Origin of the sequence: Halorarum halophilum, from assembly GCF_013401515.1 — an archaeon.
Lineage (GTDB): Archaea > Halobacteriota > Halobacteria > Halobacteriales > Haloferacaceae > Halorarum > Halorarum halophilum.
Map to the genome: position 1 here is coordinate 66,717 of NZ_CP058530.1, position 21,597 is coordinate 88,313.

Sequence of the window (21,597 nt, forward strand, 5' to 3'; positions counted from 1 at the left end):
GGTCCCGAACGCCAGCAGGCGGTGCATCGAGGGCGTCGAACGCGGCGTTCCTCGGGGGTGGCGAACGCGCGGCGTTCCCGGCTCTACGCCTCCGCCTGCGCCTCGAAGATCTCGCTGGATCGGTAGACCGACCGGCAGTCCTCACAGACCATCTGTCCCTGGATGGCGTACTCCCAGAGCTTCCCCCCGCAGTTCAGGCAGTCGAAGTGCGCTCGGACGAACGGGTCGGACTCGGCGTAGATGTTCTCGAAGTCGGCCATGGTCACGTGTTGGGTCAGGAGGCCAAAAAGGGTGCTGTCCGTGTTAATTCGGCGCTAGTTGGAGGGCGGTGCGATCGGTTCGACGTAGGACGCCGACCTTGAAAGCCCCCGTGACGCTCGACTCCCGGGCCTCGCTGCGCTCCTCGTCACTCGGCCTTCGGCCTCGTTCCTGCGGTGCTTACGTCGTCCGGGTTCGTCGAGCGCCCGGCCCCTTTCAGTCCCACCCGACCGTCGCCGCACAGCACCACCCCCTCCCCAACCGATTCGCTCGCTGCGCTCGCTCATTCCTCGCGCGCGTCTGCTCGCCCTCACGGGCTCGCGTCACGCGCGCCGAACGGCCAGATGATGGTCGCCGCCGACTGACTCAGTCGTCGGCGTACGGCTCCATCGCCTCGCGGAGGTCGTCGGGCAGATCCATCGACCCGTCGCCGCCCTGGTGGGCGCACACACGCTGCTCGTACCCCGAGAACGCCACCTCGCCGTCGCAGCGCGCGACGTACTCGAACCGGACGCTACGGGTACCGAGGCTCGGCGTCAGTTCGACGGTCACGTCGTCGCCCGCCTCGACCGGGCGCTCGAACTCGAAGTTCATCTCGACCAGCGGCAGCCCGAACCCGCGCTCCTGGGAGATCTCCCAGAACGGGAAGCCGATCTCCTGCATGAACATGTCCGACGTCTCGTGCAGCGCGTCGACGATGCGCGGGTAGTGCGCGATGCCGAACGGGTCCGTGTCCGAGAACCGGACCGTCCAGACGCGCTCGTACGGCTCGCCCATCTCACTCACCCCCCTCCAGCAGCACCAGCGCGTCGAGCGCGACCGCCCCCTCAGAGTCCGCGAGCACCGGGTTCACGTCCACCTCGACGACCTCCTCGCGCTCGACGAGCAGGTCGCCGACCGCGCACACGACGTCCGCGAGCGCGTCCACGTCGGCGGCCGGCGCGCCGCGGTACCCCGCCAGCAGCTTCGCCGCGGTCAGCTCCTCGATGGCCTCCCGCGCCTCCGCGCGGTCGAGGGGGGCGAGCCGGTGGCTCGTGTCCTCGTACACCTCGGTGAAGATCCCCCCGAGCCCCGTCAGCACGACCGGGCCGAACGAGGGGTCGCGCAGGCCGCCGACGATGACCTCGGTGCCGGCGTCGACGTCGCGGGCCTCCTCGACCAGCACCGCGGCGTCGATGCCCTCCGCCCCGGCGGCGTCGAAGACGCGCTCGGCGGCCGCCTCGACCGCCTCGCGGGAGTCGAGCCCGAGCGCCACGCCCGCGCCGCCGGCCCACTCGCTCTTGTGGGTGACCGACGGCGAGGACACCTTCAGGACGACCGGGAAGCCGATATCGGCCGCCGCGTCGGCGGCGGTCGCCGGGTCGTCGGCGACGGCGAACTCGGTCGTCGCGACGCCCGCGTCCGCGAGCAGCGACTTCGCCTCCGCCTCGGTGAGCGCCGTCCGCCCGGCCGCGCGGGCGGCCTCGATCGGGTCCGCGGCGACGGGCTCCTCAGACATCGGCGCTCACCTCCTGGTCCGCCGCGGCGTCACCGAGTTCCGCGTACCTGGCGAGCAGCGCGGTCGCCTCCGCGGCGCGCTCGGGGGAGGTGAACGTCGGCACGCCCGCCTCGCGGAGCGCGGCGAGTTCGTCGTCCATCGCACCAGGCGGCCCCTCGGTCGCGAACAGCACCGGCTTGTCCACCGTCTCGGCCAGCCCGTCGAGCGTCTCGACCGGGTAGCCGAGCGCCTCCTCGAACAGTTCGTACACGAGGACGACGTCCACTGCGTCGTCGGCCGCGACCGCCTCGACGACGTCGCCGAACTCCGGCATCGGCCGGCCGGTGTCGACGGGGTTCCCCGCGAACGTGATGCCCGGGAGGATCCCCTCGACGCGCTCCTGGGTGTCGGCGCCGAGTTCGGGGAGGGTCGCGCCGCCCCGCTGGAGCCGGTCGGCGATGATGATTCCCGGGCCGGCCTGGGCGGTCACCACGCCCACGTTCGCCCCCGCGGGGACGGGGGAGTTCGCGAGCGCGACGCCGGCGTCGAGCAGCGCCGAGGTGGAGTCGACCGTCGGGACGCCGTACTGGGCGAACCCGGCGGTGTAGAGGTCGTGGTCGCCCGTGAGCGCGCCCGTGTGCGACTCGGCGAACTCGCCGACGTCCGACTGGCCGACCTTGTACGCCGTGACGGGCGTCTCGGCCGCGCGGCACGTCTCCAGGAGCGACCGGCCGTCGTCGGTTCCCTCCACGTGGAGGACCACGGCGTCGGTGGCCGCGTCGCCGTCGAAGTACTCGATGGCCTCCTCGAAGCCGACGTTCGCCCGGTTGCCCAGTCCGACCATGGCCGAGATGCCGTTCCCCTCGCGCAGCGCCTGGAACGCGAGCTGGTGGGCGACCCCGCCGCTCTGGGCGACGATGGCGACGTTCCCGGCCGGGAGCTGTTCGACCCCGCCCGCGAAGGAGGCGAGCAGGTTCGTGCGCGGGACGACGAAGCCGCTGGTGTTCGGCCCGAGCAGCGCGACGTCGCCCTCGGCCGCGATGTCGACGATGCGCTCCTGGAGCTCCTCGCCCTCCTCGCCGGCCTCGGCGAAGCCGCCGGCGTAGATGACCGCACCGCCGACGCCGGCCTCGCCGCACTCCTCGAGCACGTCGGGGACGACGGGGCCGGGGACGCAAAGCAGCGCGAGGTCGACCGGCTCGTCCACCTCGGTCACGGACGCGACGAACTCCTCGCCGAGGACGCTTCCCTCGGCGGAGGGGTTGACGGGGTAGACGCGGCCGTCGAACTCGACCGCGTTCGCCATCGCCTCGTAGCCGATCTTCCCCTCGGTCTTGGAGGCGCCGACGACCGCGACGGTCTCCGGTCCGAACAGGCGTGTCAGGTTCACGCTTTGGACGTTACCCGATGCCACCAAATCGTTTTCCCTGATTGGCTGTGGGTGGATCCTGTTTTTTCCGTGGAATCGGTGGGCCATGACGAGATGGACCTGCTGTTGTCGGTGTCCTCCGTCTAACTCAGGGCGGCCGATCGAGCCGATGCCATCGGAATCATCGAGGAGTAGGTTTATGCGAGACGATAGTCAACGACTGCCACAATGGCCTTACTCGAAGGCGAACATCTGACGAAGCGGTTCGGCGGCGTCGTCGCCGTCGACGACGTCTCCTTCTCCATCGAGCGGGGGGAGACGGTCGGGCTCATCGGGCCGAACGGGGCGGGCAAGTCCACCCTGTTCCGGCTCATCACCGGCGTCCACGAGCCGACGAAGGGACAGGTCACGCTCGACGGCGAGGTCATCACCGGCCTGAAGCCCCACCAGATCTGCCACCGCGGGCTGGTGAAGACCCACCAGATCGTCAAGCCGCTGGAGGGGCTCTCACTGCTGGAGAACGCCGCCGTCGGCGCCCAGTTCGGCGGGCGAAACCCCGAGAACCCGATGGAGCGGGCACACGAGGTGCTGGAGTTCGTCGGGCTCGACCACATGGCCCACGACGACCCCGACGAACTGAGCGTCGGCGCGCTCAAGCGGCTGGAGATCGCCCGCGTGCTCGCGACCGACCCCGAGGTGCTGCTGCTCGACGAGGTCGCCGGCGGGCTCGACACCGACGAGACCGAGGAGATCATCGACCTCATCCGCGACATCAGCGACCAGGGGAAGACCGTGTTCCTCATCGACCACGTGATGCGCGCGCTCATGTCCGTGAGCGAGCGCGTGTTCGTCCTCGACAACGGCGAACTCATCGCGAAGGGCACCCCGACGGAGATCCAGAACGACGAGCGTGTCATCGAGGCGTACCTCGGCGACAGCGCCGCACGCGACGACATCGGGACGGCCGCCGGGGACTGAGCCCCTCGATCCGCCCCCCTTTCTTCCCGCCTTCTCCTTCCCACCTCCTTCCCTCCGCCTCCTCTTCCCCGCCTCGAATCTCCTGTCTCCTCCCTTCTACTCCGGCTTCCCGACGAAGTCGACGAACTTCTCGAGCTTCCCGCTCGCGTCCTCGGTGACCGAGGAGCCGTGGTAGACGAGGCCGACCTCGAACTCGTACCCCAGCAGCCGGCCGAGGCTCTCGTCGGCCTGCGCGAGGTCGGCCGAGAAGAACGCCGGCGGGAGCACGAAGTACCCCTCGGGTAGCCCCCGCGCGTCGGCGCCGAAAACAGCGTCGCCCAGCACCGCGACGCCCGCGTCCTCGTCCACGAGGGCGTGGTGTTCGGCGGTGTGGCCCGGCGTGTGGACGGCGGTGAACCGCCCGACAGAGTCGCCGTCGCCGTACCGGTTCGTCGGCTCGTGGTCGTCGAGTTCGAGCCCCTCGGGGACCCACGTCTCCAGGTCGTACCGGTCCGCGAGGCCGGCCAGCCCGCCGACGTGGTCGGGGTCGCCGTGGGTGACGACGAGCCGCTCCGGCTCGACGTCGAGTTCCGACAGCCGGTCGGCGACCGTGTCGACCGTGTCCTCGAACGCCGCGTCGACGAGCGTCGGCGTCCCGCCGTCGAACAGGAACGTCCGGTAGCGCCCGCCGTTCACTTCGCCCACGGTGATGTCGTACACGCCGTCTGCGATCTCCTCGGTCATGGTCGGGGGTACGTGGTCCGGGAAGCGACAAAGTGTTTTCCGCCATTTCGGTTTCGAACCGCGTCGCCGTCGGCTGCCCGTTTCGGAACACACATGACAACCGATACCGTCGCACGAACCGACACGTCCCCACCATGACGAACCTCCCCGCGCTCCCCGGTCGTCCCCTCTCGGAGCTCGACCCGTCGTGGCTCTCGGTGCCCGTCGGCCTCCTCGCGGCCGGCGCGGTCCTGCGGTACGCCCCGCTGGCGTCCGACGCGGCGACGATGCTGGCGATCACCGTCTTCTGCATCAGCCTCTGGGTCGGCGCGCCCGTCGAGCCGTGGTTCACCGGGCTGATCGCGCTCGGGCTCATCGGCGTCGCGTTCTCCACCGATCTCGCGCTCGTGGGCTTCCACTCGGCGGCGACGTGGCTCGTCGTGCTCGGCATCCTGCTCGGCGAGGCGACCCGCCGCAGCGGGCTGGCGAACCTCGTCGAGCGCTACTCGCTCCGGGCGCTCGCGGCCCGGGGGACCGAGGACGCGACGGCCGTGTACCGGTTCCTGCTGGCCGCGCTCTCGGCGGCCGCGCTGGGGCTCGTCGTGCTGGTCCCCTCCTCGCTCGTCCGCGTGCTCATCCTCGGGCCGATCCTCGTCTCGGTCGGCGGCGTGTTCACCGAGCGCCGGCCGAGAATCGGCCTGTTCCTCGGGCCGCTGTTCGTCACCTACTACGGCGGTACCGGCATCCTCACCGGCTCGCTCGCGAACATCATCATCACCGGCATCGTCGACTCGAACGCCGGGCTCACCATCGGCTGGGTCGAGTGGGCGATGTGGCTCGGCCCTGTGATGAGCGTGGGCCGGGCGGTCGCCATCGCGCTCGTCGCGTACGCCCTCTACCGCCCGCGCGACCCCGATGCCATCTCCACGCCGTCGACCGACGGGGGCGACGAGGTCGAGGTGTCGGGCGAGCAGTGGCGGATGCTCGCCTTCCTGCTCGTCGGCGTCGCGGTGTGGGCGACTGACTCGCTCCACGGGCTCCACCCGCTGTACGGCGCGCTCGTCGTGACGCTGCTCGCGTTCGCCCCGCGGGTCGGCGTCGTCGGCGCCGACGCGCTCGCCGACGCGGACTTCTCCATCGCGTTCTTCCTCGGCGCCATCTTCGCCATCGCCGAGGGGCTCCAGCGGACCGCCTTCACCGACCTCGCGGCCGGGGCCGTCCTCTCGCGGCTCCCCGAGGGCGCGCCGCTGGCGCTCGTGCTCGTCTTCGTCGTCGCCGCCTCCATCGCGCTGACGTTCGTGATGGAGGGGCTGGCGGTCGCGAGCGTGCTCACGCCGGTGCTCGTCTCGTTCGCCGAGGGGGCCGGGATCCCGCTGCTGCCGGTCGCGCTGACCGAGGCGGTCGCGCTGAACACCTACTTCTTCCCGTACCAGTCGGCGGTGCTCGTCGCCATCCTCGGGCTGGACGTGGTCGACTCGATGGAACTGATCCGGATGGCGACGCTCTGCTCGCTCGTGACGCTGCTCGTCCTGCTCCCGATCCAGATCGCCGTCTTCGTCGTCGCGCTCTGAACGACGTCGGCCACTGCCGGCCGGGAAAACGAGACCGCCGACCGTCCTCGGTCGAGGGACCGTCCTCAGCCGAAGTGCTCCGCGACGACCTGCTCGCGCATGATCGTCCCCGTGTCGGTCCGCGGCAGCGGCTCGGTCCGGATCGCGTACGCCCGCGGTCGCTTGAAGTTCGCCAGGTGGTCGCTCTCACAGCAGAACTCGTCGAGGTCGTCGTCGGTGACGGAGCCGTCGGTCACGACGACCGCGGTGACGCGCTGTCCCCAGTGGTCGTCCTCGATGCCGAACACGAGCGCCTCGCTCACCGCCTCGTGGCGCTCGAGCGCGTGCTCGACCTCCGCGGGGTAGATGTTCTCCCCGCCGCAGGTGAACATGTTGTCCACCCGGTCGACGATGTAGAGGTAGCCGTCCTCGTCGACGGTGGCCACGTCGCGCGTCCGGAGCCACTCGTCGAAGAAGCTCTTCTCCTGCGCGCTCGGGTTGTCGATGTAGCCGTCGGACTTGCCCGGCCCGCGGGCGATGATCTCGCCCTGTTCGCCGGGGTCGACGGTCGCCTCCGGGTCAGGGTGGTCGGTCACCGGCGCCGGCTCGACGACCCGGATCTCCCACGAGAACGCCTCCTTGCCGATGGTCCCCGGGTGGTCCTCCTGGGCCGAGGGGTGCGCGAACGTGAGGTCCGGGCCGGCCTCGGTCATGCCGTAGGTGTTGTAGAACCCCTCGCACAGCAGCGACGTCGTGCGCTCGACGAGCTCCGGCGAGACGATGGCGCCGCCGGTCCGGATGTACTCCAGCGACCCCGTGTCGTACCCCTCCACCTCCTGCGCCCCGTTGAGGGCGTCGAGCTGGGTCGGCACCGCGAGCAGGCCGCTGGCCCCGTGCTCCTCGATCAGTTCGAGCGCCTCCACCGGGTCGAAGCTCGCGTGGAGGACGACGGTCGCCCCGGCGAGGAAGTGCGGGTAGAGCCAGGCGTCGGAGGTGACCATGTGGTACCAGGGCGTCGTCACGATCGCCGTGTCCGTCTCGTCGACGCCGTGCTCCATCACGACCTGGACCGCGCCGAGCCACATCTGCTCGCCGTCGAACGGGACGGCCTTCGGCTGGCTCGTCGTCCCGCTGGTGTAGAAGACGCTGCACTCCCCGCCCGCCGGGAGGTCGTCGTGGAGGTCGTCGTCCGCGTCCGCGAGCACCGCCTCGTAGGACTCGACGCCCTCGGCGTCGACGTCGGCCTCGCCGGCGTGGATGGCGGTCTCGAACTCGCCGCGCTCGAGCATCTCGAGTGCCGTCTCGGCGTTCGCGTCGTCGAAGATCAGCCCCTCCGCGTCGGCGTTCTCCGCCATCCGGACGAGCTCGCCGGACTTCCCCCGGAACGAGAGCTGCACCGTCGCGGAGCCCCGCTTGTGGCCCGCGATCATCGACTCGACCGCCGCCGGCCCGTTCAGCGCGAGCACCGCACACCGGCCGGCCCCGATCCGCTCCCGGAGGGCGTTCGACAGTCGGGTGCTCCGTCGGTCGAACTCGCGGTAGGTGAACGAGCGACCGTCGTCCGTGACGATGGCCGTGTCCTCCCCGTAACATCGGACAGTGCGCTCGAATGCCTCTAGATACTCCATGGGTGTCTGAACTGTGCTAGGACACCTCATGTGCGGGTAAAACAGTTGCGGTCCCCCTCGACGCAGTCACGCGAATCCCGGCCGATTCGGGTGGGTTTTTCCATCGGTTCGTCGAACCGCGACCATGCCGAACCGACGCGGGGTGGAGGTCGTCCGGGCGCTCGCCTCGCAGGTGAAGCCCACGTTCATGCTCCCGGCGATCGGGATGGCGGCGTTCGGCGGCCTGCTGGCGCCGGTCGTCTCCCCGACGACGTTCGCGCTCCACGTCGGGGGCGTCGGCCTCGCGCTCTACGTCGCCCACCTCGTCGACGAGTACGTCGACACCTACGTCAGGGGGGAGGAGGAACCGGCCGCCTCCCGGCGGGTCCTCGCGCTCGGGGTCGTCCTCGCCAGCGTGGGTTTCCTCGCCCTCCTGCTCGCGCTCGCGTCGACTGCCGGACCTCTCGCGGGGCTGAGCCTGCTCCCGTTGTGGATCCTCGCCCTGCTCCACGCGCCCGTCCTCGACAGAAACACGGTCGCGGTAACCGCCGACTACCCGACCGGGATCGCGGTCGCGCTGTGCGGCGGCTTCCTGACGCAGACCGGGCGGCTTCCGCCCCTCGTCGTTGCCCTCGCGGCCGTCTTCCTCGTCCTCCTCTCGGGCGTGAAGGTCGCCGTCGACCGACTCGACGTCGCCTTCGACCGGACCGTCGACAAGCGGACGGTCCCGGTCGTCCTCGGCGACCGGCGGGCCGCGAGGGCCGCCACGGGCATCCTCGCGGGCGCCGGGGCGCTGGTCCTCGGGTTCGTAGCCGTCGGCGTCCTCCCCGGGTTCGCGGCGACGGCGGCCGCGTTCTCCCTGGGGATGGCTGTCGGCTGTGTCGCCGCCGGGAAGCGACGGGCCGTCCGCGTCGCCATCCTGCTCACCTACCCGTTCGCGGCGGCACTGTTCCTCGCCGCCTGCCCCGAGACCGGCTGTGGTCCGATTCGGGTCGCCGCTGAACACGCGTTCGGCCTCACCGAACGTACGTTCCCGCCGGGTTACCTGTAGGCCAGGTTGAGTTCGACGTCGTTCGTCGAGGCCCGCAGTCGTTCGGCCAGTTCACCCTCGCAGCGCTCCCGGTTCACGCGGTGGGCCGGCCCGGCGACCGCGAGCGCGCCGTGGACCTCCTCCCCGAACAGGAGTGGGACGGCGACGGCGTGGATCCCCTCGAGGTCCTCCCCGAGGTTCAGCGCGTACCCCTGCTCGCGGACCTGTGCGAGCTCCTCGAACAGCGCGTCGGGCTCGGTGATGGTGTTGGCGGTGCGCGCCGGCAGGCCGTGGCGGTCGATCACGTCCCGGACGTCCGACTCGGGGAGGTGCGCGAGGATGGCCTTCCCGCCGGAGTTGCAGTGCATGTACGCCCACGAGCCGATGAGCGTGTTCGCGTTGATGTTGGTCCTGCCCGCCCGGCCGTAGAGGTACATGAGGCGGCCGTTCTCGTGGGTGAGCAGCCACCCCATCTCGCCGGTCGTCTCCACGAGGTCATCGACGATGGGTTTGGCCGCCTCGTACACGTCGTACCGGTTCCGGACGTACTGCCCGTAGCTGAAGAACTGGAGGCCGAGGTGGTAGGCGTCCCCGCGCTTGACCACGAAGTCGTGTGCGCGCATCGACGCGAGGTGGTCGTGGACCGTGCTCTTGGCGAGCCCCGTCCGGTCGGCCAGTTCGGTGACGCCGGCCCCGTCCGCCTCGCGGAGCTGTTCGATGATGGCGAATAGGGTGTCGTCCGACTTCACCCCCCTGCTGCCCGCGTGTTCGTTCGGCATACTCGAACTCTACGACCCCGGCTACTAAACTCTTCAGCCATCCGACCGCGCCGCGACCGTCGCGTACGGCCCGTACCGTGACTATCCGGGGCGTCGACGCGTTCGGGTCGAGGCCTCCACGGGTGGTTCGCCCTCACCGAACGAATCGTGACGTTCCGTCACACCGTAACGATTTTTCGAGTGATTGCCGACTCCCCCGGACGATTCCGAACGAACGTCCGTGAAATCCCCGGTCGGGTTCGCTGTCACCGAACGTCGGATGATCGGGGCGCGTGTTACACCGGTACGGCTGTAAGGCTGTTCGGACGAGAGCCGGAGGGACTACCAGTTCGCGGTCGGCGGCGACGGTGGAAAGGAGTACTCGGTTGCCGTCCGCTCGGCTGGGTTACGCCGTGAGTTCCTCGACGTAGTTCCGGTCCTCCGAGAGCGCCTCGGCGTCCTCGGGGAGCAGCGCGACGACGAAGTACTCCGCGTGGTCCTCCAGGTAGTCGACGATCCGGGCGATGCGGTCCGAGTCGATCGCCTCCAGCGAGTCGAGCACGATGAACGGGAGCTCCTCGTACACGTCGTGGACGAGGTAGCCCGCGAGCGCGAACACCAGCCCCGTCACCTCGCGCTCGCTCTCGGAGAGGTGGTCGACCGTGTCCCGGTAGGACTCGCCGCTGGCGGTCGACCGGATGATGTGCAGGTCGAACTCGGGCCGGGTCACCTTCCGTCGCCCCTCGCGCACCTCGCGCTCGCGGCGCTCGATCCAGATGCGCTCGATGTTGTCGTACTGGAGGATGTCGAGCACTGCGTCCATGTGGTCGTTGAACGACTCGACCGCGTCCTCCTCGATGCGATCAACGCGGGTGCGGAGCTCGGTGAGCTGGTCGGAGATGTTCTCCCGCTTCTCCTTGAGACGGTCGCGGTCCGCGGTGGCGTCCTCGCGCTCCTCGATGCGCCCGTCGACGTCGGCGAGGTCCGACTCGAGTCGCTCGATGCGGAGCTCCAGCTCGTTGGCCCGCCGGTGCTTCTCGAGCACCTCGTCGTAGTCGCCCTCGCCGACGTTCTTCGTCTCCTCCTCCAACTCCTCGACGGTCTCGGCCTGGTCGTCGCGGGCGTCCTCGAGTTCGTCGATGCGCTCGCGCGTCGTCTCGATCCGGGCCTCGACCTCCTCGAGCCGGGACTCGGCCCGCTCGAGTTCGCGCCGGGACTCCCGGATCTCGGAGCGCTCGCTCGACAGCTCGTCGATGCGGTTCCGGATCTCGTTCCGCTCGTCGAGCTTCTCCTTGCGGATCCGTCCGAGCATCTCGACCGTCTGGGCGACGCGGTCGCGCTCGACCTCGGAGCCGCACGTCCAGCAGACGATCTCGTCGCCCTCCTCGACGAGCTGGTCGGTGACGGCGCCGCCGTCGCTGGAGGCGTTCGCCTCCAGGTCGAGGTCGAGGCCGTTCCCCTCCAGCATCTCCTCGTTGAAGCTGATGACGCTCTGGAGCTCGCTGAGGGTGTCGTCGAGCGCGCGCTTGCGGCGCCGGGCGTCGGCGATGCGCTCGTCGATGGCGTCCGGGTCCTTCTCGCGCCGCTCGGTCGTCTCCAGGGTGTATTCGAGCTCCTCGCGCTCGTTCTCGAGCTCGTCGAGGCTCGTCTGTTCGGCCTCGATGTCGAACTCGACGTCCTCCAGCTCGGAACGGGCCTCGCGGAGGCGCTGGAACGCCGCCTCGATGTCCTCCTTGCGCGACCGGCTCTCCTCGAGGTCGGTGTCGAGGTCGTCGATCTCCGCCTGGACCTCGGCGAGTTCCTCGCGGGCGGACTCCAGGTCCTCGCTGATCTCCCGTCGCTCTGCCTCGAGGTCGGGAAGCTCGCTCTCCAGGCGCTCGAACTCCCGGATCTGGTCGTCGATCTCGTTCTTCTCCCGCTCGAGCTCCCTGATCTCGGACTCGATGCGGTCGGTGTCGATCGGCCGCATGATGATCTCCCGGAGGTCGTCGCCGCGCTCCACCGCGCGCCGCACCTCGTTGTTCTCCAGGAGGAACGCGAACATGTCCGCGAGCTGCGGGTCGTCCAGGTAGGGGTCGCCGTCGAAGACGACGGTCTCGCCGCGGCGCGTGAGCGTCCGCGTGCAGGTCCGATCGCCGATCTGGAGTTCCACGCGCCCCTCGTCGGCGTCGCCCTTGAGCGACGGCTTCTCGCTGCCGAGCCCGGCCATGATCGCCTGCAGGAACGACGTCCGATTCGTGGCGTTTCGCCCGCTGAGGACGGTGACACCCGGGGGGAGCGTCACGTCGGCCTCGTCGATGCCGCCGATGTTCCGCGCCCTGACGTGGACGTCCTGTTCACTGAGTTCCGGTGATTCCATCGTTCAGGTTTCATAACCTCTGAACCTTAACTGTTGTCGTCCGCGCCGAACACGACGCGCGATGGCGGGGCCGTCGCCCCCCGGTAATCGGCGGACTGCGTCGACCTCGGTACGGGGACAGTCCTGTCAGGGGGCGGGGGACGACGGGCTCAGCAGGAGCAGCCGCCCTGGCGGATGAGTTCGCCGATGGCGTACCCAGTGCCGCACTCGCTGCAGACGACCTGGATGTCGACGAACACCTCGTACTCCCGGTCGGTGATGTCGTCGGAGTTGGCGAGCCCCTCGATCGTCGACTCCGCGACGACCGACGTCCGCCCCTGGAGCCGCTCCAGCGTCTCGACCTTGCGCTGGACCCGGTCGGCCGAGCGGTCGGGCAGTTCCGCCTCGCGGTACTTCGTGAGGTAGGTGTGGATCGCCTGGTGGGTGACGAAGTCGTTCCGGACCCGGGGGACGTCGAGGCCGTCCTGTTCGAGTTCGCGGCGCTTGCGCATCCGGTCCGCCTCCGACACGTCGTCGTCGGTGAGCAGCCGGTAGGTCGTCTCCACGTCGCTCGAGACGGCCGTCCCCCCCGAGTCCTGGATGGCGGCCTCGAGCACGCTCCGGTTGAACTCGTCCGCGAGGTCGCGGAGGCTCGTCCGCTCCCCGCCGTCGCCCGTCCAGCTCGCCTCGAGGCGCTCCCCCATGCCGTCGAGGTCGTACTCGTCGATGACGCGTGCGACCTTGCTGTTCGGTTGGGGGTCGTTCGTGGTCATACCTCCCCTTCGTCGCTCCCCCGTTACAAAGGAATCGATGTGTCCGTTAGCGGAGTTGTTCACGGTCCCTGACGGCGCGGCGACGGGATCCCCGGACGTCGATGGGTGGTCAGCGCCCGCGTTGACGCCCGGACGTTCCTCCGACTTCGGCGGCCGCGGGGAGTCCTTCTTCGGCGACCTGCACGCGCAGGGGGAGGATATGATTCACGTCCACGTCCGTATGCACGTCCACGTCGAGCGCCGGCCGGCCGCCCTGGCCGCGCCGGTGGTTCGGGAAGCGCACCCACGCGACCCGATCCCCATTACAGGGGTACCGGTGTAAACATCAAATAAATTATATTAGGACGAGTTCCGCTGTCGGAAACGGGACCCGTCCGCGTCGGCTAGCTGAACGTCGGGAACTCGTCCTCCGTCTCCTCCATGTTGACGTTGACCTCGATGACGTTCGCGGTGTTGACGACGTGCTCGACGAGTTCCTCGTGGTAGTCGGGCTGTTTCATCCGCTTGACGGGTCCGGAGACGCTGATGGAGCCGAGGACGCGGCCGTGCCGGTTGCGGACCGGCGCGCCGACGGCCTGCAGGCCCTTGATCTCCTCCTCGTCGTTGAGCGCGTACCCCCGCTCGCGCACCGCCTCCAGCTCCTCGAACAGCGCGTCGGGCTCGGTGATGGTCTCCTCCGTCTTCGCCGGCAGGCCGTAGCGGTCGACGATCCACTCCACGCGCTCGCGGGGGAGGTACGCGAGGATGGCCTTCCCCGTCGCCGAGAAGTGGAGGTAGTCGGCCCGCTGGAGCTTGTTCACCTGGTAGCTGCTGCCGACCGCCTTCTCGCCGCTCACCTTGTAGAGGTTGACGCTGAGGCCGTGCTGTTCGGCCGCGAGGTGGGCGAACTCGCCGGTGTTCTCCGCGAGCGTCTCCAGTTCCGTCTTGCCGATCTGGTACAGCGTGTTCTGGTTGCGAACGTACTCGCCGACGAGCAGGAACTGGAGGGAGAGCCGGTAGGTGTCGCCCTCCTTGACGACGAACTTCTCCTGCCGGAGCGTGCTCAGGTAGTTGTACACCACGCTCTTCGAGAGGTCGAGGTGGTTCGCGAGTTCGGTCACCCCCGCGCCGTCGAGCGCCTCCAGCGCCCTGACGACGTCGAACGCACGGGACACCGTCTCCAGCGTCCGCGGCGAACCTGCCGTGGGTTCCGTTGTCATGGGGGTGTCTCGCGTGGGCCCTACAAAGGTGTTTGTATTTCGAACACCCGACGTTCCGCCGAATCGGGTCAGAACGCGGACTCCGTACGAACCCGACCGAATCCCGGACCGGGGGCGGGACGCTCATCCGGAGTATTACGGGGGCTCAGCTCCCGTGATCCCGACCCGTCGATTTCGACCGACGGCGTTCACGTATCGAGAACCCCCGGAATCCGGTCGCACGCCACGCGTCGCCACCGCCTCGGCAGTCGTCGTCGGGAGCGCCGCGGCCATTCGGGGCTCACGCTACGTGAACGCTGGACGGTGGGGGGAGGAGTCGTGCTACTCGGCGGCGACGTCGGCGATGGTGCCGGCGAGCACGCGCGTCACGGCGGCGCAGTCCGCCCAGTCGGTCCACTCGCGGGGGTTGTGCGAGACGCCGTCCACGGACGGGGCGAACAGCAGCGCGGCGTCGGTGACGCCGGCGACGTGCATCGTGTCGTGGCCGGCGCCCGAGTGGAGTTCGAGCGTCTCGATCACGGCCGCGTCGCCGGCGGCGTGGAGCGCGTCCCGGAGCCTCGCGCTCATGTCGACGGGTCGGCGGTCCCAGGCGTGGTCGAACGTCGTCGTCACCGGGCGCTCTGCCTCCAGCCGCACGAGGCTCTCCCGGGCGGCCTCGATGACGGACTCGATCGAACCGTACGCCACGTCGCGCACGTCGACGGTCAGGTCGACCGATCCCGGGATGACGTTCGGGGCGTTGGGCGACACCGACAGTTTGCCGACCGTGGCGACGGCCGTGTCGGGGACGTCGGGCCGCTCGTCGGTCGCGCGCTCCACGTCGAGCACGAACTCGCTGGCGGCCGCCAGCGCGTCCGCCCGGTCGGCCATCGAGGTGGAGCCGGCGTGGTTCGCCTCGCCCTCGATCCCGACGGCGCACCGCGAGAGGCCGACGATGCTCGAGACGACGCCGGCGGGGACGCCCGCGTCGACGAGGCGCTCGGACTGCTCGACGTGGATCTCCAGCCACGCGTCCCACTCGCTGGCGTCGACTGCGCCCTCGCCCCGGTAGCCGATGTCGGCGAGCGCGTCGCCCAGCGGGATGCCGTCGTCGTCCTCGATGGCGAGCGCCTCCGCGACGGACATGTCGCCGACGGCGACGCCGGAGCCGACGAGGCCGCCGCCGAACCGCTGCCCCTCCTCCTCGGTGAACGAGACGACCTCGACCGGGCGGGCCGGTTCGACGTCGGCGTCCTGGAGGGTCCGGACGGCCTCCAGCGCGGCGTAGACGCCGAGCGGGCCGTCGAAGATGCCGCCCTCGGGGACGGAGTCGAGGTGGCTCCCGCTCGCCACCGGCGCGGCGTCGGGGTCGGCGCTCGCGGGACACCACCGCCCGACGACGTTGCCCACCTCGTCGACGCGGACGGTCAGGCCGGCGTCGCGCAACCGTTCACAGAGGAACTCCCGCGCCCGCCGGTCCGCCTCGGTTCCCGTCAGTACCGTCCGCCCGCGACCCGTCTCCGCCGGAACGGCCCCGAACTCGGCGTTCGCCTCGAGGTCGCTCCTGAGTCGCTGCTGGTTGACGTCCATGGTCGATAGTGGCCGAGTCGTGGCTCTCCCTATTTCACTGTTTACCAACGTGCGGGATTCCTGGCGTGTTCGTCCCCGTCGGTGACGACCACGAGCGTTCCGGGCGCGCCGACCGACCGTGTACGGACCCCAATGAACACAACATTTATGACTGATTGGCGGAACTGGAGCCGTGTATGCAAGACCCTAGCAAGGGGGACGACTCCCCGAACAGCGACGCAGTTCCGCTCGGCCGCAGGGCGGGTCGCCGCGCCTTCCTCAGCGCGGTCGGCGTGACCGGCGCGACGGCGCTCGCCGGCTGTTCCGGCGGGAACGGCGGTAATGGCGGAAACGGTGGAGATGGTGGGAACGGCGGCAACGGCGGGTCGGGGGACACCGACACCCCGGCGATGGGCAACGCCCAGGTCGGCGGGACCCTCCAGTGGGGCGGCGCGGTCCCGGTCCAGGGGCTCGACCCGCACGTCGACACCTCGGCCGCGTCCAAGCGCGTCCTCGAGAACATCTACGAGGAGCTGGTGATGCTCCAGGACGACTACTCGATCGAGCCGCACCTCGCGAAGACGCTCGAACAGTCCGAGGACAACACGCTCCTGTCGATGGAGCTCCGCGAGGACGTCACGTTCCACGACGGCTCCGAGATGACCTCCGAGGACGTGCTCGCCACCTACGAGCGCGTGCAGAACGGCGACTTCCTCGCCACGGGTTTCTTCGAGTACGTCGAGGAGCTCCGGGCGCCGGACGACTACACGTTCGAGATCCAGCTCACCCAGCCGTTCGCGCCGTTCATCGCCAAGATGGCGACGGCGGAACTCGCCATCATGCCGGCCGAGAACACGTCGAAGGACATGGTGGAGGAACCGATCGGCACGGGCCCCTACCAGTTCGAGAGCCGCGAGATCGAGACGTCGTTCACGATGACGCGCTACGAGGACTACTGGGGCGCCAGCGACGAGGACGGCCCGTTCATCGACACGATCGTCAAGAGCGAGGTCCCCGACCCGAGCGTCCGCCTCCAGTCGTTCACGGCGGGCGAGTACGACTTCATCAACGGCATCGCCCCGAAGGACGCCTCGCGGGTGCAGCAGGACTCCAGCGTCCGGTTCGAGACGCAGTTCCCCAAGTCGCTCGTCTACATGGGGCTGAACTGCGACCAGGCTCCGTTCGACAACAAGGATGCACGACTGGCGCTCGATTTCGCGATCGACAAGGAGCAGGTGGCGGAGGCGGCGCTGTACGGCACCGGCCGGACGACCGCGTCGCCGGCCGCGCCCGATAGCCCGTACGTCCACCCGGACATCGGACCCCGACCGCGCGACCTCGACAAGGCCCAGGAGCACCTCGACGCCGCCGGCCTGTCGGACGGCTACTCGGCGACGTTCAAGATCCCGCAGTCGTACCCGACGCAGGTGCAGGGCGCCGAGGTCATCGCCGACCACGCCTCGGAGGTCGGCATCGAGCTCGACATCCAGCAGATCACCTGGAGCTCGTGGCTCTCGGACGTGTACACGAACCGCGACTTCCAGGCGACGACGAGTTCGTACCTCGCGCTCTGGTACCCCGACGTGTCGTTCTACAAGTTCCTCCACCCGGACGGGGCGTTCTTCTTCACCGGCTGGACGAACGACGAGTACAACTCGCTGGTCGAGGAGGCCCGCTCCATCTACGACGAGAACGAGCGGGCGGACCGCTACCACCGGGCGACCGAGATCCTCCACGAGGAGCGGGCGGGCCACCTGCTGCTCTGGTGGCAGCCGAGCCTCTACGCGGCCCAGTCCGCGTACAAGGGGGAGATGGGCGCCCCCGACGGCTCCACGCTACAGTTCCGTGACAACTGGCTCGACCGCTAACTCCCCCGAGTAATGTCGATGTACAACTACGTGTTCCGCCGCGCGGGGTTCATGGCCGTGACGCTGCTGTTCGTCACGCTCATCGCCTTCGCCGTCACCGCCGTCCTGCCGGGCGACGTCGCGCTGCTCATCCTCGGCCCCAACGCGAACGAGTCGTCGCTCGAGGCGCTCCGCGCCCAGCTGGGGCTGAACCAGCCGCTGCACGTCCAGTACATCAGCTGGGTCGCCGGGCTGCTCCAGGGGGACATGGGCACCTCGCTGCGCTTCGGCGAGCCGGTCGCCGCGCTCATCGCCGAGCGCCTGCCACGCTCGCTGCTGCTCGCGGTCTCCGCGACGCTCGTCGCGGTCGCGCTCTCGATCCCCCTCGGCGTGTACGCCGCGATCAACCGGGACGACGCGCCCGACGTGGCGGCGTCGATGTTCGCGTTCGTCGGCATCTCGATGCCCATCTTCCTGTGGGGGCTCGTGTTCATCCTCGTGTTCGCGGTCTGGTTCGACGTCCTCCCGACCGGCGGCTACGTCGCGCCGAGCGAGGACCCGATCGGGACGCTGACCCACCTCGTGCTCCCGGCGGGCGCGATGGGGTTCGCGCTCACCGCCTACATCATGCGGATGACCCGGTCGTCGATGCTCGAGGTGCTGAGCGAGGAGTACATCAACCTCGCCCGCGCCAAGGGGATGAGCCAGCGGGTCGTCGTGCTCCGGCACGCGCTCAAGAACGCCGTCATCCCGGTCATCACGGTCATCGCGTTCCAGTTCAGCTACGCCTTCGGCGGGGTCGTCGTCCTCGAGGAGGTGTTCTTCTGGCCCGGCATCGGCCGGCTGACGCTCACGGCCATCCAGAGCCGGGACATCCCCCTCATCCAGGGGTGCATCATCGTCGTCGCACTGATATACATGTTCTCGAACTTCGCAGCCGACCTGTTGTACGCCTACTTCGACCCGCGCATCCGCTACGGGGGTGAGGAGTGATGGCGGCCGAACGGGAGGACGCGACCCGCGAAGGGGTCGGGATCAGCGGGGCGCAGCGCGAGCGCCTCGCCCGGTTCGCCCGTCGGTTCCGGCGGAACACGAAGGCGATGCTCGGGCTGACGATCGTCGTCTCGCTCGTGTTCGTCGCCATCTTCGCGCGGCCGATCGTCGTCGAGGGCTTCACGGTGCAGCCGTTCTCGCTGGCGCCGCACCCGGTCGCGGAGACGAACATCCCGGACCGCACGCAGGCGCCGTCGCTCGCCCACCCGTTCGGCACCGACGACCTCGGCCGCGACGTGTTCAGCCGGGTCGTCGTGGGGAGCCGCATCTCGCTGAAGGTCGGCTTCGGCGCCATCTCGGTGGCGCTCGCCGTCGGGGCGACCATCGGCGTCGTCGCGGGCTACGTCGGCGGGCTGACCGACGAGCTCCTGATGCGATTGATGGATGCCGCGATGGCGTTCCCGCCGGTGCTGCTCGCGCTCACCCTGCTGGTCGTGCTGGGACCGGAGCTCAACAACGTGATCATCGCGCTGGCGTTCGTCTACACGCCGTTCATCGCCCGCGTCTCCCGGAGCGCGGCGCTCGCCGAGCGCAACGAGGCCTACGTCGAGGCGGCCGTCGCCCGGGGGGAGTCCGGCCCCCGCATCGTGTTCGGCGAGGTGTTCCCGAACTGCACCGCGCCGATGCTCGTCCAGGGGTCGCTCAACGTGTCGTTCGCCATCCTGGCGGAGGCGAGCCTCTCGTTCCTGGGGCTCGGCGCCCAGCCCCCGCGCCCGTCGTGGGGACTGATGATCAACACCGGTCGCGGGTTCATGGAGACCGCGCCGTGGATGCTGCTGTTCCCGGCGCTCGCCATCGGCATCGCCGTCATCGGCTTCAACATGCTCGGGGACGGGCTCCGCGACGTGCTCGACCCCAAGGTGGAGGCGATCGAATGAACGGAACCGACCCCGTCGGCCCCGCCGGCCGCGACGGTCGACGGACCGACGTCGCGGGGACCGACGCCGCGGGGACCGACGCCGCGGTGAACGGGGACGACGCGGCCGACGGGCCGCTGCTCGACGTGCGCGACCTCCGCACGGAGTTCCGCACCGAGTCCGGCTCGGTCGTCGCCACGAACGACGTGTCGTTCATCCTCGACCGCGGGGAGACGATGGGCCTGGTCGGCGAGTCCGGCGCCGGCAAGTCCGTCACCGCCCGGTCGATCATGCGGCTCATCGACGCGCCGGGCGAGATCACCGGCGGCGAGGTCGTCTTCGACGGCGAGGACCTCCTCGCGAAGTCCGAACGCGGGATGCGCGACGTCCGAGGGAACCGGATCGCGATGATCCCCCAGGACCCCATGTCGTCGCTCAACCCGGTGATGACCGTCGGCGAGCAGATCGCCGAGACCGTCCGCCGGCACCAGGGCGTCTCGAAGCGGACGGCCCGCGAGCAGGCCGTCGAGGCGATGGACCGGGTGGGCATCCCGGACGCCGCCGAGCGCGTCGACGACTACCCGCACGAGTTCTCCGGCGGGATGCGCCAGCGCGTCCTCGTCGCCATCGGCTTCTCCTGCGAACCCGACCTGATCATCGCGGACGAGCCGACGACCGCGCTCGACGTGACGACGCAGGCGACGATCCTCGACCTGCTCAACGACCTGCAGGAGCGCGAGGGGACGGCGGTGCTGATGATCACGCACAACCTCGGCGTCGTCGCGGAGACGTGCGACCACGTCGGCGTGATGTACGCCGGCAACCTCGTCGAGACGGCGCCGCTCGTGGAGCTGTTCGACCGGCCGCGGCACCCGTACACCCGGGGGCTCATCGACTCCATCCCTGAGGTCGAGGCCGCCTACGACGAGCTCCCGACGCTCGACGGCTCGATGCCCGACCTCGCCGATCTGCCGTCGGGCTGCAACTTCGCCCCACGGTGTCCCCACGCCACGGAGGACTGCCGCGAGGGCGGCGACCCGCCGCTGGACCGGATCGGCGACTCGCCGTCGCGGGCCGCCTGCATCCACGCCGAGGAGCTCGACCTCTCCGAGAGCGCGACCCCCGAATCGGGCGGCGGCCGGGCCGCCGTCGACCGGAGCGGGGAGCCGCTGTTCGAGGTGCGGAACCTGAAGAAGCACTTCCCGGCCGGCGACGGCGCGTTCGGCAACCTCCACTTCGCCCGGGGGGACGGCGTGCTGCCGAGGGTCGAGCGTCGGTACGTGAAGGCCGTCGACGGCATCAGCTTCGACGTGTACCCCGGCGAGACGGTCGGGCTCGTCGGCGAGTCGGGCTGCGGGAAGTCGACCGTCGCGCGGACCGCCCTGCGGCTCCTCGAACCGACGGACGGCGAGGTGTACTTCGAGGGACAGCCGCTCCACGAGCTCGATTCCTCGGAGGTCCGGAGCCTCCGCCGCGAGATGCAGATGATCTTCCAGGACCCGGGGAGCTCGCTGAACCCGCGCAAGACCGTCGGCCGCATCGTCGGCCGCGCGATGGAGAAACACGGCATCGCGACGGGCGGGGAGAAGCGCCGCCGCGTCGGGGAACTGCTCGAACGCGTCGGGCTCTCGGCCGAGGCCGCGTCGAAGTACCCCCACGAGTTCTCGGGCGGCCAGCAGCAGCGGGTCGCCATCGCCCACGCGCTGGCGGTCGAGCCGAAGCTCATCGTCTGCGACGAGCCGGTGTCCGCGCTGGACGTCTCGGTGCAGGCGCAGATCCTCAACCTCCTGAACGACATCCAGGCGGAGCGGGGGCTGGCGTACCTGTTCATCTCGCACAACATCGGCGTCGTCCGGCACGCCTGCGACCGCGTCGCCGTGATGTACCTGGGGAGGATCGCCGAGTTCGGCACGGTCGACCAGGTGTTCTCGGCGCCGTTCCACCCGTACACCGAGAGCCTGCTGTCGGCGGTGCCGACCGCCGACCCGCACCGGCGGGCCGACCGCATCCTGCTCGAGGGGACCGTCCCCTCGCCTATCGACCCGCCGTCGGGCTGTCCGTTCCGGACGCGCTGCCCGAAGAAGATCGGCGAGGTCTGCGAGACGGACGTCCCCGCGCTGGAGGACGTGGGCGACGGCCACCACATCTCCTGTCACCTCTCGGTCGAGGAGATGAGCGGGCGCGAGTCCTTCGTCCGGACGGAACCGACGGACGCGGGCGTGGCGGATTCGGACTGAGGACCGCCTCGGAACC

At 69.8% G+C, this 21,597-nt stretch carries 19 protein-coding genes; 7 read left to right on the forward strand and 12 right to left on the reverse strand.

The window, feature by feature from the left end; translation table 11 throughout:
• Nucleotides 1-83: 83 nt before the first annotated feature.
• The 4 genes from HUG10_RS18620 to HUG10_RS18635 form a co-directional block, all read right to left on the reverse strand.
• Nucleotides 84-260, reverse strand: coding sequence for a hypothetical protein (locus HUG10_RS18620; protein WP_179171198.1), 177 nt, complete (start codon nt 258-260; stop codon nt 84-86).
• Between the two features lie 364 nt (nt 261-624).
• Nucleotides 625-1,035 carry an acyl-CoA thioesterase gene (locus HUG10_RS18625; RefSeq protein ID WP_179171199.1) on the reverse strand — a complete coding sequence of 137 codons (411 nt, stop codon included), beginning with the start codon at nt 1,033-1,035 and terminating at the stop codon, nt 625-627.
• Nucleotide 1,036: 1 nt separating this feature from the next.
• Nucleotides 1,037-1,756 carry an acetate--CoA ligase family protein gene (locus tag HUG10_RS18630; protein ID WP_179171200.1) on the reverse strand — a complete coding sequence of 240 codons (720 nt, stop codon included), beginning with the start codon at nt 1,754-1,756 and terminating at the stop codon, nt 1,037-1,039.
• Complete coding sequence (locus HUG10_RS18635; protein ID WP_179171201.1) at nt 1,749-3,125, reverse strand: CoA-binding protein; 1,377 nt, start codon at nt 3,123-3,125, stop codon at nt 1,749-1,751. The genes HUG10_RS18630 and HUG10_RS18635 overlap by 8 nt, the downstream gene beginning before the upstream one ends.
• A gap of 207 nt (nt 3,126-3,332) precedes the next feature.
• Between HUG10_RS18635 and HUG10_RS18640 the strand changes: the two genes are divergently transcribed.
• Nucleotides 3,333-4,082: an ABC transporter ATP-binding protein gene (locus HUG10_RS18640; RefSeq protein ID WP_179171202.1), complete on the forward strand. Its 750-nt coding sequence runs from the start codon at nt 3,333-3,335 to the stop codon at nt 4,080-4,082.
• A 96-nt stretch (nt 4,083-4,178) separates the two neighbouring features.
• Here the strand turns inward: HUG10_RS18640 and HUG10_RS18645 are convergent, their stop codons facing one another.
• Complete coding sequence (locus tag HUG10_RS18645) at nt 4,179-4,805, reverse strand: MBL fold metallo-hydrolase (protein WP_179171203.1); 627 nt, start codon at nt 4,803-4,805, stop codon at nt 4,179-4,181.
• 134 nt (nt 4,806-4,939) lie between these two features.
• Between HUG10_RS18645 and HUG10_RS18650 the strand changes: the two genes are divergently transcribed.
• Nucleotides 4,940-6,355 carry an SLC13 family permease gene (locus tag HUG10_RS18650; RefSeq protein ID WP_179171204.1) on the forward strand — a complete coding sequence of 472 codons (1,416 nt, stop codon included), beginning with the start codon at nt 4,940-4,942 and terminating at the stop codon, nt 6,353-6,355.
• A gap of 65 nt (nt 6,356-6,420) precedes the next feature.
• On the opposite strand, the gene HUG10_RS18655 is transcribed toward HUG10_RS18650, so the two are convergent.
• Nucleotides 6,421-7,962, reverse strand: a complete 1,542-nt coding sequence (locus HUG10_RS18655) for a class I adenylate-forming enzyme family protein (RefSeq protein ID WP_179171205.1) — start codon at nt 7,960-7,962, stop codon at nt 6,421-6,423.
• Between the two features lie 124 nt (nt 7,963-8,086).
• Here HUG10_RS18655 and HUG10_RS18660 point away from each other — a divergent pair, with 124 nt between their 5' ends.
• Nucleotides 8,087-8,992: a UbiA family prenyltransferase gene (locus HUG10_RS18660; protein WP_179171206.1), complete on the forward strand. Its 906-nt coding sequence runs from the start codon at nt 8,087-8,089 to the stop codon at nt 8,990-8,992.
• Here HUG10_RS18660 and HUG10_RS18665 read toward each other — a convergent pair.
• From HUG10_RS18665 to HUG10_RS18690, 6 genes are all read right to left on the reverse strand, one after another.
• Nucleotides 8,983-9,750 carry an IclR family transcriptional regulator gene (locus HUG10_RS18665; protein ID WP_179171207.1) on the reverse strand — a complete coding sequence of 256 codons (768 nt, stop codon included), beginning with the start codon at nt 9,748-9,750 and terminating at the stop codon, nt 8,983-8,985. The two genes, HUG10_RS18660 and HUG10_RS18665, sit on opposite strands and share 10 nt — an antisense overlap.
• Before the next feature lie 385 nt (nt 9,751-10,135).
• A complete protein-coding gene (locus tag HUG10_RS18670) occupies nt 10,136-12,088 on the reverse strand; it encodes an archaea-specific SMC-related protein (RefSeq protein ID WP_179171208.1) in 1,953 nt (650 codons plus the stop codon).
• Between the two features lie 149 nt (nt 12,089-12,237).
• Nucleotides 12,238-12,840, reverse strand: coding sequence for a rod-determining factor RdfA (gene rdfA / locus HUG10_RS18675; RefSeq protein WP_179171209.1), 603 nt, complete (start codon nt 12,838-12,840; stop codon nt 12,238-12,240).
• A gap of 109 nt (nt 12,841-12,949) precedes the next feature.
• Nucleotides 12,950-13,123: a hypothetical protein gene (locus tag HUG10_RS18680; RefSeq protein WP_179171210.1), complete on the reverse strand. Its 174-nt coding sequence runs from the start codon at nt 13,121-13,123 to the stop codon at nt 12,950-12,952.
• Between the two features lie 100 nt (nt 13,124-13,223).
• Nucleotides 13,224-14,039, reverse strand: a complete 816-nt coding sequence (locus HUG10_RS18685; RefSeq protein WP_179171211.1) for an IclR family transcriptional regulator — start codon at nt 14,037-14,039, stop codon at nt 13,224-13,226.
• Between the two features lie 321 nt (nt 14,040-14,360).
• Complete coding sequence (locus HUG10_RS18690; RefSeq protein WP_179171212.1) at nt 14,361-15,608, reverse strand: M20 family metallo-hydrolase; 1,248 nt, start codon at nt 15,606-15,608, stop codon at nt 14,361-14,363.
• A gap of 176 nt (nt 15,609-15,784) precedes the next feature.
• Between HUG10_RS18690 and HUG10_RS18695 the strand changes: the two genes are divergently transcribed.
• The 4 genes from HUG10_RS18695 to HUG10_RS18710 are packed head-to-tail and all read left to right on the forward strand — an operon-like array spanning nt 15,785 to nt 21,581.
• Nucleotides 15,785-17,455, forward strand: coding sequence for an ABC transporter substrate-binding protein (locus tag HUG10_RS18695; protein WP_179171213.1), 1,671 nt, complete (start codon nt 15,785-15,787; stop codon nt 17,453-17,455).
• A 12-nt stretch (nt 17,456-17,467) separates the two neighbouring features.
• Nucleotides 17,468-18,427 (forward strand): ABC transporter permease, encoded by a 960-nt coding sequence (locus HUG10_RS18700; protein WP_179171214.1) that lies wholly within the window; start codon nt 17,468-17,470, stop codon nt 18,425-18,427.
• A complete protein-coding gene (locus HUG10_RS18705; protein WP_179171215.1) occupies nt 18,427-19,365 on the forward strand; it encodes an ABC transporter permease in 939 nt (312 codons plus the stop codon). Before HUG10_RS18700 ends, HUG10_RS18705 begins: the two co-directional genes overlap by 1 nt.
• Nucleotides 19,362-21,581 carry a dipeptide ABC transporter ATP-binding protein gene (locus HUG10_RS18710; protein WP_179171216.1) on the forward strand — a complete coding sequence of 740 codons (2,220 nt, stop codon included), beginning with the start codon at nt 19,362-19,364 and terminating at the stop codon, nt 21,579-21,581. The genes HUG10_RS18705 and HUG10_RS18710 overlap by 4 nt, the downstream gene beginning before the upstream one ends.
• The last annotated feature ends 16 nt before the right edge of the window (nt 21,582-21,597 follow it).

Bases quoted from the DNA above. Each gene is read 5' to 3' on its own strand.
- HUG10_RS18620 (WP_179171198.1), bottom strand. From the start codon at position 260: ATGGCCGACTTCGAGAACATCTACGCCGAGTCCGACCCGTTCGTCCGA.
- HUG10_RS18625 (WP_179171199.1), bottom strand. From the start codon at position 1,035: ATGGGCGAGCCGTACGAGCGCGTCTGGACGGTCCGGTTCTCGGACACG.
- HUG10_RS18630 (WP_179171200.1), bottom strand. From the start codon at position 1,756: ATGTCTGAGGAGCCCGTCGCCGCGGACCCGATCGAGGCCGCCCGCGCG.
- HUG10_RS18640 (WP_179171202.1), top strand. From the start codon at position 3,333: ATGGCCTTACTCGAAGGCGAACATCTGACGAAGCGGTTCGGCGGCGTC.
- HUG10_RS18645 (WP_179171203.1), bottom strand. From the start codon at position 4,805: ATGACCGAGGAGATCGCAGACGGCGTGTACGACATCACCGTGGGCGAA.
- HUG10_RS18650 (WP_179171204.1), top strand. From the start codon at position 4,940: ATGACGAACCTCCCCGCGCTCCCCGGTCGTCCCCTCTCGGAGCTCGAC.
- HUG10_RS18655 (WP_179171205.1), bottom strand. From the start codon at position 7,962: ATGGAGTATCTAGAGGCATTCGAGCGCACTGTCCGATGTTACGGGGAG.
- HUG10_RS18660 (WP_179171206.1), top strand. From the start codon at position 8,087: ATGCCGAACCGACGCGGGGTGGAGGTCGTCCGGGCGCTCGCCTCGCAG.
- HUG10_RS18665 (WP_179171207.1), bottom strand. From the start codon at position 9,750: ATGCCGAACGAACACGCGGGCAGCAGGGGGGTGAAGTCGGACGACACC.
- HUG10_RS18670 (WP_179171208.1), bottom strand. From the start codon at position 12,088: ATGGAATCACCGGAACTCAGTGAACAGGACGTCCACGTCAGGGCGCGG.
- rdfA (WP_179171209.1), bottom strand. From the start codon at position 12,840: ATGACCACGAACGACCCCCAACCGAACAGCAAGGTCGCACGCGTCATC.
- HUG10_RS18685 (WP_179171211.1), bottom strand. From the start codon at position 14,039: ATGACAACGGAACCCACGGCAGGTTCGCCGCGGACGCTGGAGACGGTG.
- HUG10_RS18690 (WP_179171212.1), bottom strand. From the start codon at position 15,608: ATGGACGTCAACCAGCAGCGACTCAGGAGCGACCTCGAGGCGAACGCC.
- HUG10_RS18695 (WP_179171213.1), top strand. From the start codon at position 15,785: ATGCAAGACCCTAGCAAGGGGGACGACTCCCCGAACAGCGACGCAGTT.
- HUG10_RS18700 (WP_179171214.1), top strand. From the start codon at position 17,468: ATGTCGATGTACAACTACGTGTTCCGCCGCGCGGGGTTCATGGCCGTG.
- HUG10_RS18705 (WP_179171215.1), top strand. From the start codon at position 18,427: ATGGCGGCCGAACGGGAGGACGCGACCCGCGAAGGGGTCGGGATCAGC.
- HUG10_RS18710 (WP_179171216.1), top strand. From the start codon at position 19,362: ATGAACGGAACCGACCCCGTCGGCCCCGCCGGCCGCGACGGTCGACGG.